15 protein-coding genes are annotated in these 14,368 nt (G+C 45.0%); 8 read left to right on the top strand and 7 right to left on the bottom strand.

The window, feature by feature from the left end; translation table 11 throughout:
• Positions 1 to 10 precede the first annotated feature (10 nt).
• Positions 11 to 382: a DUF983 domain-containing protein gene (locus FEM33_RS21290; protein WP_139013998.1), complete on the top strand. Its 372-nt coding sequence runs from the start codon at positions 11 to 13 to the stop codon at positions 380 to 382.
• Between the two features lie 76 nt (positions 383 to 458).
• A complete protein-coding gene (locus tag FEM33_RS21285) occupies positions 459 to 1,562 on the top strand; it encodes a Fic family protein (RefSeq protein ID WP_139013997.1) in 1,104 nt (367 codons plus the stop codon).
• Positions 1,563 to 1,618: 56 nt separating this feature from the next.
• Here FEM33_RS21285 and FEM33_RS21280 read toward each other — a convergent pair whose 3' ends face one another.
• The 3 genes from FEM33_RS21280 to FEM33_RS21270 are packed head-to-tail and all read right to left on the bottom strand — an operon-like array spanning position 1,619 to position 4,899.
• On the bottom strand, positions 1,619 to 1,846 hold the full coding sequence (locus FEM33_RS21280) for a DUF2905 domain-containing protein (RefSeq protein ID WP_139013996.1): 228 nt from the start codon (positions 1,844 to 1,846) through the stop codon (positions 1,619 to 1,621).
• Positions 1,847 to 1,869: 23 nt separating this feature from the next.
• Complete coding sequence (locus FEM33_RS21275) at positions 1,870 to 2,397, bottom strand: DinB family protein (protein ID WP_139013995.1); 528 nt, start codon at positions 2,395 to 2,397, stop codon at positions 1,870 to 1,872.
• Between the two features lie 18 nt (positions 2,398 to 2,415).
• Positions 2,416 to 4,899, bottom strand: coding sequence for a glycosyltransferase family protein (locus FEM33_RS21270; protein WP_139013994.1), 2,484 nt, complete (start codon positions 4,897 to 4,899; stop codon positions 2,416 to 2,418).
• Positions 4,900 to 5,215: 316 nt separating this feature from the next.
• On the opposite strand from FEM33_RS21270, the gene pfkA reads away from it, so the two are divergent.
• Complete coding sequence (gene pfkA, locus FEM33_RS21265) at positions 5,216 to 6,190, top strand: 6-phosphofructokinase (RefSeq protein WP_139013993.1); 975 nt, start codon at positions 5,216 to 5,218, stop codon at positions 6,188 to 6,190.
• A 3-nt stretch (positions 6,191 to 6,193) separates the two neighbouring features.
• Here the strand turns inward: pfkA and FEM33_RS21260 are convergent, their stop codons facing one another.
• Complete coding sequence (locus FEM33_RS21260; RefSeq protein WP_139013992.1) at positions 6,194 to 6,967, bottom strand: YdcF family protein; 774 nt, start codon at positions 6,965 to 6,967, stop codon at positions 6,194 to 6,196.
• 97 nt (positions 6,968 to 7,064) lie between these two features.
• On the opposite strand from FEM33_RS21260, the gene FEM33_RS21255 reads away from it, so the two are divergent.
• A complete protein-coding gene (locus tag FEM33_RS21255; protein WP_229214343.1) occupies positions 7,065 to 8,480 on the top strand; it encodes a TlpA family protein disulfide reductase in 1,416 nt (471 codons plus the stop codon).
• A gap of 4 nt (positions 8,481 to 8,484) precedes the next feature.
• Here FEM33_RS21255 and FEM33_RS21250 read toward each other — a convergent pair whose 3' ends face one another.
• Complete coding sequence (locus tag FEM33_RS21250; RefSeq protein ID WP_139013990.1) at positions 8,485 to 9,588, bottom strand: lactonase family protein; 1,104 nt, start codon at positions 9,586 to 9,588, stop codon at positions 8,485 to 8,487.
• Between the two features lie 335 nt (positions 9,589 to 9,923).
• On the opposite strand from FEM33_RS21250, the gene FEM33_RS21245 reads away from it, so the two are divergent.
• Together FEM33_RS21245 and FEM33_RS21240 are read left to right on the top strand one after the other, a co-directional pair.
• A complete protein-coding gene (locus FEM33_RS21245) occupies positions 9,924 to 10,262 on the top strand; it encodes a tRNA-binding protein (RefSeq protein ID WP_139014107.1) in 339 nt (112 codons plus the stop codon).
• 97 nt (positions 10,263 to 10,359) lie between these two features.
• Positions 10,360 to 12,603, top strand: coding sequence for a heavy metal translocating P-type ATPase (locus FEM33_RS21240; RefSeq protein WP_139013989.1), 2,244 nt, complete (start codon positions 10,360 to 10,362; stop codon positions 12,601 to 12,603).
• 2 nt (positions 12,604 to 12,605) lie between these two features.
• Here FEM33_RS21240 and FEM33_RS21235 read toward each other — a convergent pair whose 3' ends face one another.
• A complete protein-coding gene (locus FEM33_RS21235) occupies positions 12,606 to 13,001 on the bottom strand; it encodes a type II toxin-antitoxin system VapC family toxin (RefSeq protein WP_139013988.1) in 396 nt (131 codons plus the stop codon).
• Positions 13,001 to 13,222, bottom strand: a complete 222-nt coding sequence (locus FEM33_RS21230; protein WP_138280821.1) for a DUF2281 domain-containing protein — start codon at positions 13,220 to 13,222, stop codon at positions 13,001 to 13,003. The genes FEM33_RS21235 and FEM33_RS21230 overlap by 1 nt, the downstream gene beginning before the upstream one ends.
• Before the next feature lie 217 nt (positions 13,223 to 13,439).
• On the opposite strand from FEM33_RS21230, the gene FEM33_RS21225 reads away from it, so the two are divergent.
• Together FEM33_RS21225 and FEM33_RS21220 are read left to right on the top strand one after the other, a co-directional pair.
• A complete protein-coding gene (locus tag FEM33_RS21225) occupies positions 13,440 to 13,649 on the top strand; it encodes a heavy-metal-associated domain-containing protein (RefSeq protein WP_139013987.1) in 210 nt (69 codons plus the stop codon).
• A gap of 178 nt (positions 13,650 to 13,827) precedes the next feature.
• The gene (locus FEM33_RS21220; RefSeq protein ID WP_139013986.1) at positions 13,828 to 14,292 is read left to right on the top strand and encodes an HYC_CC_PP family protein; all 465 of its coding nucleotides are present in this window, start codon (positions 13,828 to 13,830) and stop codon (positions 14,290 to 14,292) included.
• Positions 14,293 to 14,368 lie beyond the last annotated feature (76 nt).

Here is a 14,368-nt window from a genome sequence, read left to right as displayed (position 1 = left end):
TCTTATTTCCATGTCAAAGCTTTTCAACATTCTGAGCCTGAAATGCCCGCGTTGCCGGAAAGGAAAACTGTTCACCAAACACAATCCATACAGCTTCAAAGGCAGCATGGAAATGCCAAAGCATTGTCCGGTCTGCGATCAGGACTTTATGATAGAACCCGGTTTTTACATCGGCGCATTATGGACCAGTTTCCCGATTGTCATTCTCATCATGGCTGTTTTATCGGTTATTCTGCTGGTTTATTTCAGAATGGACCTGAACTGGTTTTTTGTTACGATAACGGTTATTCTGTTTCTGTTACAACCCGTTATTATCCGTCTCGGCAGGGCAATCTGGATTCATATTTTTGTGGATTACGAAAAGACATTCACTGAAAAATAAGTTGCTTGCGGAGATTAATCAGCCCATTCTCCGCATATATGCGGAGAATAATGAATATATTCACTGCAGAAAGGAAATGGCACAGTACATTCATCAAAAAGCGGAATGGCCTGCATTCGTCTGGCGGGAAGCGGAACTTTCAGAGATACTGGGCAAAGTAAAGTATGCACAGGGCAAATTGGCCGGCAGAATGGATGCGCTTGGATTTTCGGTCCGCAGCGAGGCAATGCTGAACACGCTGATGGAAGATGTCCTGAAATCAACTGAAATCGAAGGAGAAATCCTGAACCCCGAACAAGTACGTTCTTCCATTGCCCGGCGCCTTGGACTGGAAGTTGCAGGTCTGGTTCCTTCCGACAGGAATGTGGATGGCATCGTGGAAATGACACTGGACGCTACTCAGAATTATAACGGCTTACTGACAAAAGACCGTTTGCTTGGCTGGCAATCGTCATTGTTCCCGTCCGGCAGAAGCGGCATGTATACAATCACAACGGGAAACTGGCGAAATAATGAAAAAGGTCCGATGCAGGTTGTTTCCGGCCAGTTAGGCAATGAAACCGTTCATTTTGAAGCGCCGGATGCGAACCGGATCGAAAAGGAAATGGACACTTTCCTGCACTGGTTTAATCACCACAATGACACCGATCCGATTATCAAATCAGGCATTGCGCATTTGTGGTTTGTAACCATTCACCCGTTTGATGACGGTAACGGCCGTATAACCAGAGCCATTGCAGATATGCAGCTTGCCCGTTCAGATAACAGTACACAGCGGTTTTACAGCATGTCATTGCAGATCAGGCAGAAAAGAAATGCATATTACAAAGTGCTGGAAAAAACCCAGAAAGGCTCGCTGGACATTACAGACTGGCTGCAATGGTTTTTAGCATGTCTTTACGATTCACTTATTTTTACCGGCGAGACGTTAAATAATGTCTTGAAACGTACTGAATTCTGGGACAAACATAATGGAACACCCCTTAATGACAGGCAGCGGCTGATGATCAATAAAATACAGGAAACCTTTTTCGCAAAACTGACTTCTTCCAAGTGGGCCAGAATAACAAAGTCTTCTCAGGATACGGCCGGAAGGGACATTCAGGACTTGATTGCAAAAGGTATATTAAGAAAAGAAGCCTTCGGCGGAAGAAGCACTTCCTATGAACTTATCTGGTAAAAAAATGGGATTAAAAATAAAAGCGGAATATTCTGTTGACTAACCGACGGTTAATGTCAGCCGAAAAACTTCCTTACCAGCCAGATAATCAGGTTCAGCAATCCGCTCAGAAGCAGCATGGTGACAACCGGAAAGTAAAATCTGACATTTTCCTTTTCTACACGGATGTCGCCCGGCAACCGGCCAAGCCAGTGCAGCTTGTCACTGAACAGATAAACAATAACTCCGATCACAACAACTGCAATCCCGATGAGAATAAGGTATTTGCCCGTAATCTGCGACATACTGAATGCAGTTTTATGAATACTTATGCAAGCATGTCCAGGGCCAGTTTGATATGCGCCAAATGATGCTGCACATGCCATGCGGACATAGCCAAAGCTTGTTTCTGGTTAATATCAATTTTACGCAAAGGATGAAAATACGTGATTTCAAACTGTTCTTCATCAAGCGACTGCGCAAAAAGTGCATACCGGTAATGAACACCATGCAGCATATTCAGAGAAACGGAAACAGGCGCCTGAAACGAATCCGGCGTTTCGGCCCATGCATTCATATCGATCAGCGTCACTTCTTTGTAATCCGGCTCGGTAACGGCTTTTTTCATGCGCATATAATGCAGAAACTGAATATCAGCTACATGATGAACCAGTTGACGGATATTCCAGCTGCCTTCACGGTAAGTTTTTACAAGATCTACTTCGGCAAGATTTTCAACAAGCCTGCTGTAATCACCGGCAATATTTGCAATGATGGAAACAAAACCTTCTATTTCTTCCTTTGTATAATCATCCCGCAGCACAAGCGGCCCGATCGGGAACTTACGATCTGTCATAAAAGCTGACTTTTATTATCAAACAGTTTTCTTTCCTTTTACTTCCACAAAAATGGCCCCGGCAATCAATGCCACAAGCAGCAGTGAACTGACAAGATCGATCTTGCTTCCTGCGCTGACAGAAACGGGTTCAAAGCTGAAACGGATCGTATGCTTGCCGGCAGGAACGCGAAGCGCACGAAGTACGTAATTGGCACGCAGCATGTCTGCAGGTTTATCGTCAATGGTTACTTTCCATTCATTCCGGACGTTATAATAGATTTCCGAAAATACGGCAAGACCTTCATTTCTGCTGTTGCTTTCATAAATCAGTTCATTGGGTTTGTAACTGATCAGACTGATTTTTGCCGTTGAATCCGGCTGAATCGTCAATCCTTTCAGTTTATCCGCAAATCGTTGATCTACAACGGCTTCAATACGCGGGTTCAATGAATCAAGCGCACTCATTTCCGCATCGGCATTCGGTACAACCCGGTATTTATCAACAAACCAGCCATGCCCGTAAGCACCCGGATTGGGCTGCGCGGTTTTATTTCCCTGCTGGTCTGCCTGAATGATATATTTGGTATTCAGCATGTTCAGAATGCCCGGGTTCGGATTTTGCTTTGCAATCTGTCTTTCAAAAAGCTCCTGATAACGACGCAGTTTGGCACCGTGATATCCGCCGATGGATTTGTGAAAATAAGATGCTTCCGCGCTCTGAAACGGAGAAGTGGACGCATCCAGCACCTTGTAATCCGGATCGGTATCTTTCAGGATCAGTTCGTCGGCAGGTGACGGCGTAGTTGTGGCCTGCGCCGCATAGTTACTTACAAAGTCATCATTGTTCAGATAACGCTTGTCCACGCCGAACAGATCAAAAATCATAATCAGGATAAACGATGCATAAAAAATGACCGGTTTTATTTTGTCTTTCATCCACAGCCAGACAAGGCCCGCTGTTAAAAGCACAAAAACAAGGCTCCGGATCGCATCGCCTTTCATCAGATCCCGGCGGTCATTCAGCATGGCTTCCAGAATCTGGACCGCGAAATTCTTATCACCCGACATTTGCGTAAATGCATCCGTAATCTGCTGATCGTTAACCGATCGGAAATCAAAGAAAACGCCGGGCATCAGAGCCATCAGCAAAGTAATTCCGCCCACAATCCCCAGTGTAATCAGGAACGGTCTCTGAAAATCTTTCCATGTAATTTCCCGCCGGACAATCATTCTCAGCGCCAGAATTCCTAGAAAAACCATGATCAGCTGAACAAGTGCCAGCACCATGGTCATGGCCCTGAACTTGTTGAACATCGGGAAATAATCAAAAAACAGGTAATTTATTCCTGCCAGATTTTTACCCCACGCCCAGATGACAAACAGGACAGTTACTCCCGCAGCCCAGTATTTCAAAGGACCTTTTACAATAAACAAACCCAGCACAAACAGGAAAAACACAATGGCACCGGCATAGGCAGGACCGCTCAGAATAGGCTGATCGCCCCAGTAAGTGGGGATCATGCGCATGATATTCTGGACGGCGGCTGCATCGGCAAGACGGCCTGCAAGCAATTTGTACGTCTCGGAAGTGCCTGAGAAATTGCCGTTTGAAGCTCCGCCGTATGCATTGGGAACGAGCAGGGTCAATGTTTCACCGATTCCGTAACTGTACTGAAAAGCATAATCCTTGTCAAGTCCGTCCGCTACGGCTTCTTTGCCGGCTGTTTTCGGCGCGGTAAGTTCTGGCTTGCCGCGGATGGTTTCTTTGGTATAATCATAAGCATTCCAAAGGCGCGTCGTATGGGTGCCCAGCGAAACCACGGCAGCCAGCGCCAGCCCTGCAATAATAAACGAAAGCTGTTTTACACGGTTTTCCTTTATATAAGCCCAGCTTTCAATTGCCACCAGCACGATAATGCCTATTCCCAGATAATAGGTAATCTGAATATGGTTTGCATACAGTTCCAGTGACAAGAACAGTGCAGTTAGCGCGGCACCGGCAAGCCAGTTTCTGCGGAAAGCAAGTAAAACGCCCGCCAGTACGCCCGGAGCGTACATAATGGCAATGACTTTGGAAACATGCCCCGCTTCAAGACTGACAAGATTAAAGGTTGCAAATGCAAACGCAATGGCGCCCAGTGCTGCAAGCCAGCCGCCCGTCCCCAGCACAAGGAACAGAACATAAGCACTCACCAGACCGATCAGAATATAGTTGGCAGGCGCCGGCAAAAGCTTGTTAATGCCCTGTCCGAGCTTGGTGGAAATACTGGTGGGATAATCGCCGGCAACAAGGTAAGCGGGCATTCCGGCAAACATCCCGTTTGTCCAGCTGGACCATTCGCCGGTTTTTTCATGGTAATCAATTACTTCTCTGGCTGCCCCTTTGGCCTGGATGTCATCATGCATGTTCAGTTTCCTGCCCTGCAGCACAGGGGAAACGTACATGACAGACAAAGCCATAAAACCGATTACAGCTACAAGATGCGGCCAGATGCGCTGCCAGGAAATCAGATTTTTCATTTTGTTAATATTAAGCTGACGGGTATTTTCTACTTTGTTACTTGAAATTTTACGGTCCGGAAAAACAGGACTTCAGGATCATTAATTGTTTAAACGAACGCCTGTTAACGTATGGTCTTTTTAAATTGACCGGCGCAAATATATAAGTTATGATATATGTTTGAGGTGTTAAATCTCAATCTTCTTGCCGTAATTTTTTCACAGAATTAAGAATTAGGACATATATAATAAGAAAATACCGGATAAATTTGCAGAAATTGTGCCTTTAAGGATTAAAGGACCTGTACAGAGATCGATAGAAGTAACCCGTAATTAAATGAAAAGAATTGGTGTATTTACCTCAGGAGGAGATGCCCCTGGCATGAACGCCTGTATCAGGGCTGTAGTGCGCGGAGCTGTCTACCATGGTGTCGAAGTTTATGGAATAAGAAGAGGATATAGCGGAATGATTGCCGGCGATGTTTATAAAATGGAATCGCATTCGGTGAGTAATATAGTACAAAGAGGCGGAACGATCCTGAAATCCGCCAGAAGCAAGGAATTCATGACACCCGAAGGAAGAAGACAGGCTTATGACAACCTGCTGGAACATGGGATTGAAGGACTGATCGCCATCGGAGGAAACGGAACGTTCACCGGTGCCATGATTTTCGGAAATGAATACGGCATTCCAACCGTTGGCGCGCCGGGAACAATTGACAATGATTTGTACGGAACCGATTACACGATCGGTTTTGATACGGCTGTTAATACGGCGCTGGATGCCATTGACAGGATCAGAGATACCGCCAGCTCGCACGACCGTATATTCTTTATAGAAGTGATGGGCCGCGACTCGGGTTACATTGCGGTTCAGTCCGGTATTGCCGGAGGCGCCGAGCTTGTAATGGTTCCGGAAGTACTTACGCCGATTTCCGAAGTAGTGGAAACGCTGAAACAAGGATGGAGCCGTTCAAAATCTTCTTCCATCATTATTGTGGCCGAAGGTGACGAAGAAGGAAGCGCGCAGGAAGTGGCGGACAAAATTAAAGTCCAGGTCGATGAAAATGCAGATATCCGCGTAACAACGCTCGGACATACGCAGCGCGGAGGCCAGCCTTCGGCATACGACCGCATTCTGGCAAGCCGCCTCGGACTGGGCGCCGTGGAAGGACTGATCGGCGGTCAGAAAAACGTAATGGCCGGAATTGTTAACAATGATCTGGTTTATACGCCTTTTGAAGACACGATCCGGCTTCCGAAGCCCATCAGCGAAGATCTGCTGAGAATGGTCAAAATACTGAGCGTGTAACGGTCAGCAGTAACCTGCAAGGCTGTACACAACATAACCAACCCACTCATGCCACAGCAAGCTGAAATAGGCAAGGGCATCGGGATCCGGAATAACGGCACTTTTAAGCGTTACTCCGTAATAATTTCCATAGAAGTCGGCCGGGAATAAATCTGCTTTTACACCCGCTTTTACAAAGCACCCGGCCGACCGGCGCATGTGGAATGCGGAGGTTACTAATATATATTTTCCGGAAGCAAACTTTTCTTTGAGAATACGGGCCGAGAACAATGCATTTTCACGCGTATTCCTTGCTTTTTCCTCGTAAAGTATGGCATGTGCCGGAACACCCCATTTCACCAGCATTGCCGCCGCCTGCCGGGTTTCACCTTTGCCCGCTGCCATTACTGCTTCCGAACTTGTACCCGTAATGAGAATATTCCTGATTTTTCCCGATTTGTAAAGCAAAAATGTCTGCAGAACCCGGTCACCATGCCTGCCCATCCACGCATGGTCCTCGGCCGGATCATTGGAAGCGATCAGTCCGCCGGACAACAGAATACCTACGTCGTAAACCTGGTGAATGCTGCCGATATTGGATGGCCTTGGTTCCCACCAGTTGAATGCCTTGTTAACAATATACGAGTTGGAAATCAGCATAAAGAATATAACCGTCAGCAAAACTGCCCGTTTTCTGCGCCTGTCTTTTTTTGTAAAAAGCGCATACAACATCAGAAAAAAAGCAATGCTCAGCGGCATTACGAGAAAATCAACAGCTTTGGACAGAAAATAAAACATTTGGACAAGAAGCGGTCAGAAGTTATCGTTTTGAAGTTAATTTTATGATTTTTGTAAAACCTGAAACAAATAACAAAACAGTTTGTCAGCAAACAGCATGAACCTGATGAAATATTATACGCGCACAATCTTTTTCACACTGCTTTTTAGCGCCGCACTTTTCACCTCGGCATCCGCTCAGGGATATCACATCGAGGCAACCATCAGAGGCATAAAGGATTCTTCGCTGATCATTGGTCATTATAACCGCAGCAATACGCTGTTTGTACCCAAAGACACGGCCAGGGCCGATGCAAACGGCAAAATGGTTTTTGAAGGTAAAACAGATCTTCCCGGCGGACTTTATGTCGTACTTTTTCCCGGAAATGCCCGCTGGATCGAACTCGTATATTCCGGAAAGGAAACCAATTTTTCCTTTGAAACCGATACAACGGACATTATCGGGCAGATGAAAATAACCGGATCGGCCGAAAATGAACTGTTTTATGCTTATCAGAAAGAGCTTAAAAAAAGAACAAAGGAAATTGAATCGCTGAAAAATAATAAAACTGCCGATGCGCAGGCCGGCATCCGAACGGCACAGGAAAATTTCAGGAACTACCGCAGCAAGCTGATGAATGAGCATGGCAAAACATTTACGGCACAATTGCTGCAAATGTCAGCTGATCCCGAAGTTCCGGCTGCGCCCAAATTGCCAAACGGCAAAACGGATTCTGCCTGGGTTTTCAATTATTACAAGGCGCATTACTGGGATGCATTTGATTTTTCCGACCCGCGCATCCTGAACACGCCGTTTCTGGAACCAAAACTGGACCGTTACATTAAAAACCTTGTTGCCCAGACGCCGGATTCCCTGATTAAAGATGCCGATATGCTGGTTAAAAAAGCTTCTGCAAACAAGGACGTCAAATCCGTAGTTGTATTTTACATTACCAATCAGTACGAAAACCCGAAAACGGTCGGAACGGAAGCGGTATGGGTTCATATGGCCAACAAATATTACCTTTCCGGCGAAATGGGCGTTTCCGAAGAGGTACGCAAGCGCATTGCGGAAAAAGTGAATACGCTGAAAGACGTGCTCGTCAACAAACCGTTCCCGGCCTTGTCGCTCGTTGATCCTTCCGGTAAAAAGGTTAGTGTACAGGCAGTTCAGGCCAATTATACCGTACTTTTCTTCTACTCTCCTACCTGCGGCCACTGCAAGGAAGCTTCTCCGTTGCTCAAAGCATTTTATGATAAAAACAAAGCCAACGGCGTCAAGGTCATGGCGATTTCAACGGAGCACAACATGGAAGAATGGAAATCTTTTGTCACGACATATCATCTGGAAGAACTGATCAACGGGTTTGATGCGCTGAACCAGATCGACTTTTACAGGAAATTCGACGTTGTTACCACGCCTACGATTTACATTCTGGATAAAAGCAAAAAGATCATTGCACGCAAAATGCCTGTGGAGCAGCTCGAAGACTTCCTGCATTATTATCAGAACAAAGTAGCACAAAAGCTGTAATCCGTTACAGAAACGCGACGCAGATAGGAAGTTTGACAGCAATACTTTCCTGACGGAATGTAAATTTTCCGGTGGAAGCATCCACATCGTACACAACCAGATTATCCGTTGACTGATTGGCAATAATCATAAACTTTCCGCTCGGGTCAATATTGAAATCGCGCGGCGTAGCGATGGATTTTGTCTGCTGATCAACCATTTCCAGTTCTCCGTTTGAACTGATTTTAAATGCGCTTACCGAATTGTGTCCGCGGTTGGAAATGTACACAAACTTGCCGTTCGGATGCAGGTGAATGGCTGAACTCGTATTGGTTCCTGAGAAATCGGCCGGGATTGTCGGGTAAGTTTTAACGGCTGTAATAACGCCGTCTTTGCCGATTGTGCACGACGTAAGCGTTGCATCCAGTTCATTGAGCAGGAACAGCGACTTGCCGGACGGGTGTATAATCAGGTGCCTCGGCCCGGAACCCGGATGGGCGGTAAAAAACGGCTGCGCCGGATTAGGCTTCAGTTTTCCTGCTTTGGCATCGGCAACATAATTCATTACTTTGTCACTTCCCAGATCCGTTACATATACATATTTCCCGTCCGGACTGGCAGTTGCAAAATGCGCATGCGGTTTTTCCTGCCGTTTGGCATTCGGCCCGGTTCCGGAATATTGTTCGGTGTAAACAGGCGGATTCACTTTCCCGTCAGACTGCAAGGTATAAGCCGTAAAACTCCCGCCCGTATAATTGGCAGCAAAAGCCATTTTGCCCGAAGGATGCACCGAAACGTGGCACGGGTTCATGCCTTCCGAAGGCTGGCTGTTGAGATAACTGAGCTTATGGTCCGCTCCTATCGCAAACGCATCGATTTTATTGTCGGCAGAAACGGCATAAAGGTTCTTTTTATTTGGGGAAACAGCCACATAACCCGGCCCGGAACTGTTGTTGAATGTATCAATCAATGTAATTTGTCCGGTCGAAAGATTAAGCTCGCAAAGCGAAATGGACGAATTGGCACCTTTATCCTGCGTTCCGATATAAAACGGAACAGTTTTATCCTGAAAAGTAAAACCTGCAAGTCCAAACAGCAGCAGCGAAACAAATACAACCATCTTTTTCATAAACAACGTTTTTGTTTAAATACATTCGATGTATGTAAAAGCAAGTGTGAACCGGAATTTAATGTTTATTTGGCTTTTGGCTTTTAGCGATTAGCTTTTAGTGATTAAAAATAAATGTTTGATCAAATGAAAACAGCAAAACTGATAATCGGAGTTACTTGCAAGGACTTCAGCAATTAGATTTTAGCAATCAGGAAAACAAATTTTTTATGAAATGTAAATAACAAAAGCCTGTACTTTTAAAAACCAAGAGCTAAAAGCTAATAGCTACCAGCCAATAGCTAGCGGCTAATAGCTAACAGCCAAAAGCTACACATAAACCAACAATACCAATGATGAACACCATATCGTGGCAGGAATTTGAAAACGTGGATTTAAGAGCCGGAACAATCATTGCCGTGGAAGATTTCCCGAAAGCCAGAAAACCGGCATTCAAGCTACGCATTGATCTTGGCCCGGAAATTGGTATCAAAGCCAGTTCCGCACAAATTACAAAGCGTTACACCAAAGAACAGTTGCTTGGAAAGCAGGTATTGTGCGTGATCAATTTTCCGCCAAAGCAGATTGCCGATTTCAGATCGGAAGTATTGACGACCGGTTTTATCCTGCCCGACGGAGAAGTCATTCTGGCCAGCCCGGATTCCGAAGTTCCAAACGGAACAAGACTGGCCTGAACCCTGATTCTGACAATCCTGCAAATTGCAGCCATAATTGTGTAATCTCTCCGGCATATGCAATCCGTATCTTTGTATTAAATAAAATGCAAGCGTTATGGATACGATTTCAGAAACTAAGAAAGTAACCCTTCCGGTCACCGGCATGTCGTGTGCCGCGTGTGCGGTAAGCGTGGAATCCGTGCTTAAAAGTACAAACGGTGTTGCCGGCGCGGGTGTAAATTACGCCAATCAATCGGTACAGATCAATTACGATCCCGAAGTTGTGGATCTGCAGGAACTTGACAAAGTGCTTCAGGGAATCGGGTATGGACTTCTTGTTCAGGATGACGAGGAGGAAGCAGCTGCGGAGCAGGAGAAAATACAACATGCACATTACGAAGATTTAAAGAAAAGCACAATATGGACGGCCGTTTTAACGGTTCCGATCGTCGTTATCGGCATGTTTTTCATGGACGGCTCCGGCAGTACATTTCCCTTTGGAAATTACATTATGATGGCCTTGACATTACCGGTACTTGCCATTTTCGGGAGGAACTTTTTTGTTAACGCATGGAAACAGGCAAGGCACAAAAAAGCCAATATGGACACGCTCGTGGCACTAAGCACCGGAACTGCGTTTCTTTTCAGCTCGTTCAATACGCTTTTTCCGGAATTCTGGCATGCACGCGGCCTGCACCCGCATGTTTATTTTGAAGCGGCGGCCGTCATTGTTTTCTTTATCCTTCTGGGTAAATTAATGGAAGAACGCGCCAAGTCGAATACTTCTGATGCGCTGAAGAAACTGATTGGTCTGCAGCCGAAAACGGTCCGCGTTTACCGTGCTAAAACAGAACTGGAAATTGGGGTGAAAGACGTTCTGCTGCATGATGAAATCATCATCCGCTCAGGAGAAAAAATTCCCGTGGACGGAAAAGTAATCAGCGGCAGTTCCTTTGTGGATGAGAGCCTGATGACCGGCGAACCGCTTCCGGCTGAGAAGAAAGCAGGCGATGCCGTTTTTGCAGGAACAGTTAATCAACACGGAAGCTTTACGTTTATTGCAGAGAAAATTGGCAAGCATACTGTTCTGGCTCAAATTATTAAAACGGTTCAGGAAGCGCAGGGAAGCAAGGCTCCGGTTCAGCGGTTAGTGGATAAAATAGCCGGCATTTTTGTTCCGGTTGTGATCGCAATTGCCGTTCTGACCTTCGCTGCATGGCTGTTCTTTGGTGGCGAAAATGCCGTTACACATGCATTGCTGGCGGCAGTTTCTGTTTTGGTCATTGCCTGTCCGTGTGCGCTTGGACTTGCTACGCCAACGGCCATGATGGTCGGTGTGGGAAAAGGCGCTGAAAACAACATTCTGATCAAGGATGCGGAAAGTCTGGAAAAAGCCTACAAAGTAGATGCCGTGATTTTGGATAAAACCGGAACGCTTACGGAAGGCCGGCCAAAAGTAACAGACTGGAACTGGGCTAACGGAATTGAACAGCAATCAACGCATTATGCAGCCATACGTGCACTCGAAGCAAGGTCCGAACATCCGCTTGCACAAGCCATAACGCAGTTTGTTACAGAAAAAACGCAGGTTAAAGTGCAGGATTTTCAGGCTGTCGCGGGAAATGGCATCAAGGGAATTGTCAACGATGTAAAGTACGTGATCGGAACTGCTTCTTACCTTGAAAAAGAAGGAATTACTTTTGATCCGGAACTTGAAAAACAGGCTGCAAAACTTGCTTCGGCAGCCAAAACGGTCATTGCCGTCGCAGCCAATAACCGGCAAATCGCGCTCGTCGCTATTGCAGACCAGCTCAAAGCTACTTCACAGGAAGCCGTTGCAAAACTTCAGAAGCAAGGCATTGCCGTATATATGCTGACGGGCGACAACGCGCAAACCGCATCCGCAGTAGCCAAAGAAGCAGGAATTCAGGCATATGAAGCAGAAGTAAAACCTGACGACAAAATGCAGTTTGTCAAAAAATTACAGTCCGAAGGGAAAACGGTTGCGATGGTCGGTGACGGCATCAATGATTCGCAGGCGCTTGCACAAGCTGACGTAAGCATTGCAATGGGAAAAGGTTCGGACATCGCAATGGATGTAGCCAAAATGACGCTGATTACTTCGGATTTGCTGACTTTGCCAAAAGCGTTGAATCTGTCAAGGAAAACGGTAATTACAATTCGGCAAAACCTGTTCTGGGCATTCATTTACAATTTAATAGGAATTCCGGTGGCAGCCGGCATCTTATATCCGTTCAACGGCTTTCTGCTCGATCCGATGATCGCTGGTGCAGCCATGGCGTTAAGTTCGGTTTCGGTTGTAATGAACAGTTTGCGGCTGAGAAGTGCGAAGTTGTAGAGTTACCAAATGATATGAACTATATCCTTGTAGTAATTAAATTTATCGTCCGCAGTAATTATATGCAGCTTTTCATTTAAAGCTGTCGCAATTAACAAACGGTCAAACGGATCACGATGATTTTCTACTAATGGAATTTTACTATAATCCGTTAAATGACATGTTGATATTGCTAAAATGCCAATATCATTTTTTCTTGTTGCTTCGATAAATTCAAATAATGGTTTGTCAGAAGGAAACTTACCAATTTGCATTTTTATAGCTATTTCAAAGAAACTGATATGACTAGCAAAAATTTCCTGATTGGTATTATCTATAATTTCTTTTGCACGTTCTGAAAGACGAACATCTCCTTCTAAATACCACACTAAGGAATGAGTATCTAATAAAATACGCATTATAAGTATTCATTCAGATCATCCAGAGGATCGTTGAAATCGTCCGGCAGCTTGACGCTTCCTTTCATGATTCCGAACTTACGCTTTGGCAAGGCAACGGATTTGTGTTCACTCGTTTCGTCTTCCAGAACCGTGACGATTACATTTGCAAAAGATACCGGCAATGGCTCTTCAAGAGTAACTTTTCCGTTCCTGTACGTTCCTTTTACCGTTGTTAACATAATTCACCAATTTTGGCCTGATCAAAGTTAAGAAACATATAACAATAATATTGTGCTGTTTTATTGAGACGTTATTTAAGCAAAAAGTAACATCCTGTTTTGATCTTAAAACCAAAAACTCTGTAACACCGTTATATAATTCTGTAATAACCGGCATGGCATTTACGGCGATATTTGCAGACAATAAATGTTCGTAGAAAATCAGATTTTTGAAACCATGGAAACTTTAAAATTCAAGACCAATATAAAATGCGGAGGCTGCATTGCAACTGTAACGCCATTTCTGAATGCTGACGAAGCGGTTCAGAACTGGGAAGTAGACCTGCAAAGCCCAGAACGCATTCTGAAAGTAGAAACTTCACATTCATCCGAAGAAATTCAGCAGCTTGTAAAAAAGGCGGGCTATACGGCGGAAGAAATAGCCTGAAAATGGATGCGTGGCTTTTAGCTGATGGCAATTGGCTTTTAGCTTTAAAAAACAGATATTTGGTAAATAACAGATTTTAGAAATTGACTGTCTTAACCGGTTACAGGCAATTTTCAAGAGTAAACCGGTAATTCCCGAATAAAGTCAAACGCTGAAAGCGAACAACTAACAGCTGAAAATGAAAAACAACCTGCATCGATCTGTCACCATTCTGATGGCCTTTCTTGTTCTGCTGAGCAGCACGGGATTCGCCTTTACAGAACATCAGTGCATGATGCGCGGCAAATCAGTCCAGTTTGTTTCGGATAAAAAACCGGAATCCTGCAAGCCGAAAGTTGTTTCTTCCTGCTGTGCAAAAAGCAAGCTTCTGAAAGAAGCCAAAGGCACTTTTTTTAAGAAAACCGACTGCTGCAAGGATAACCAGAAGTTTGAAAAGCTGGACGTGCTTTCCGGAAATGCGCAGCTTCTTGCAAAATGGCTTAAATCTTTTCAGGAAGGCATTTTCTGGAAAGTGAATTCTTATGCATTTCTTCAGTCCGAGTGGATTTTTCCCGATCATGAAGAAATTGCTTTTCATAAATCCTTTTCTTCCCTGCTTCATGGGAGAAGTATGCGCTGTTTTATCCAGTCCTTTCTGATTTGATACTACCGAAAATTGTCGTTTTATGCGATTCATGGCTCTTTTGACATGAAATGCATCCGATTTCTATTTTTCAGTA

It is taken from the genome of Dyadobacter flavalbus, assembly GCF_006149045.1.
In the GTDB taxonomy this organism is placed as follows: Bacteria; Bacteroidota; Bacteroidia; order Cytophagales; family Spirosomataceae; genus Dyadobacter; species Dyadobacter flavalbus.
This window is presented reverse-complemented; position numbering and strand designations above follow the sequence as displayed.